The 1,635-nt window shown below is 74.8% G+C and carries 3 protein-coding genes; 1 reads left to right on the forward strand and 2 read right to left on the reverse strand.

Translation table 11 applies throughout. The features are described 5' to 3' along the window. Window positions 1–210: 210 nt before the first annotated feature. Together AB0O00_RS38390 and AB0O00_RS38395 are read right to left on the reverse strand one after the other, a co-directional pair. Window positions 211–447, reverse strand: a complete 237-nt coding sequence (locus AB0O00_RS38390) for a DUF6296 family protein (RefSeq protein ID WP_363659318.1) — start codon at window positions 445–447, stop codon at window positions 211–213. 74 nt (window positions 448–521) lie between these two features. Further along, complete coding sequence (locus AB0O00_RS38395; protein ID WP_363659319.1) at window positions 522–758, reverse strand: DUF2277 domain-containing protein; 237 nt, start codon at window positions 756–758, stop codon at window positions 522–524. Between the two features lie 191 nt (window positions 759–949). Between AB0O00_RS38395 and AB0O00_RS38400 the strand changes: the two genes are divergently transcribed. Continuing rightward, on the forward strand, window positions 950–1,635 hold a 686-nt coding region (locus AB0O00_RS38400; RefSeq protein WP_363659320.1), incomplete at its 3' end, for an MFS transporter.

Raw genomic sequence — 1,635 nt, forward strand, 5'->3', positions numbered from 1 at the left:
GACCTGCCACTCGTCGACGGGCCGCTCGGCCTCCTCGACCAGACCGGCCAGTTCGTCCGCGAGCTGCGCGGGAACGGCGTCGGGCTCGGGGCGACCCGAACGCCCGGGTTTGCGGAAGATTGCCATGCCCATCCGCTACCCGGCCGGGGCGGGTGCTAGTCGGTTCGCGGCGCCGAGTGGTCCCTCCGGGAGCGGCCGCCGAGTGGTCCCCTACGGAAGCGGCTGGGCGTGGACCGGGAGGTGCGGGGTCTGGTGGCCGCCGCTGGCGAGCATGCGGACCTCGCCGGCGTCGCTGATCTCGGCCCGGACGATGCCGCTCGCGTCCTCGTACACCGGGTGGCCGCCGGGGCCCGTCGCGCTGGTGCGCGCCACCACGACCACGTCCTGCGGGGCCTGGGTGCCGGGGGTGCCGGGGAAGGTGAGGGCGTAACGGGTGGGCTGGTTCATCACCGACCTCCTCCTGGTACCTGTGCGTCCCTGCCCGCCGGCCGGCGCCGTCTCCCGGCCCGGTGGGCGCCGGTCTATGCGGTGGCCTCGGCGGCCCTGGCGGACGCGCCGCGGACCTCGAGTTCGGCCAGCAGCCGGGCGGTCGCCTCGGTGACCGCCTCCACGGCGCGGTCGAAGGCCTCGCGGTTGTGCGCGGCCGGGGCGCGGAACCCGGACACTTTCCGGACGTACTGCAGCGCGGCGGCGTGGAAGTCGTCCTCGTCGGCGTCGAGCGTCACGGGGGGTCGCAGCGTCTTGATGTTGCGGCACATGCCCCCAGTCTCCCCCGCGGACGGCCCGCTGGCGAGCCCCTCCGACGCGCCCTTGACGTCATGAGCCCGGTGACGCCTCGCTCCGCCGGACCGCTTCACCGGCCCGTCATGATCGGCTTACGGTCCGGTCACCCGGGCGGATTAGGATGCCGGGCGAACCAATGCCCTCCTTCTCCTCCGGAGCCACCCCCTTGCCTCTCGCGCTGGTCGCCCTGGCCGTCACCGCGTTCGCCATCGGCACCACCGAGTTCGCCGCCATGGGGCTCCTCCCCCAGGTGGCGGACAGCCTGCACGTCTCCATCCCCCAGGCCGGCTGGCTGATCTCCGCCTACGCCCTCGGCGTCGTGATCGGCGCTCCCCTGCTCACCGCGCTCGCCGCCGGGCGCCCGCGCAAGGCGGTGCTGGTCGCCCTCGCCGGGATCTTCGCCACCGGCAACCTACTGTGCGCGCTCGCCCCCGACTTCTGGACCCTCGCCGCCGCCCGGCTCGTCACCGGGCTGCCGCACGGCGCGTTCTTCGGCGCGGGGGCGGTGGCCGCCGCCGAACTGGTCGCCCCCGACAAGAAGGCCCGCGCGGTCGCCGTCATGTTCTCCGGGCTGACCGTCGCGAACATCGTCGGCGTGCCCGCCGCGACCCTGCTCGGGCAGCACCTCGGCTGGCGGGCGACGATGCTCGTCGTCGTCCTGATCGCCGCCGCCGGCACGCTCGCCATCGCCCGCCTGGTGCCGCACCTGCCCTCCCCCGCGCAGTCCGGGCTCCGGCACGAACTGCGCGCCTTCCGCAGCGGGCAGCTGTGGCTGGCGCTGGCCACCGTCGTGGTCGGCTGCGGCGGCTTCTTCGCGTGCTACAGCTACATCGCGCCGCTGCTCACCGAGGT

Source organism: Kitasatospora sp. NPDC093558 (assembly GCF_040683475.1).
Lineage (GTDB): Bacteria > Actinomycetota > Actinomycetes > Streptomycetales > Streptomycetaceae > Kitasatospora.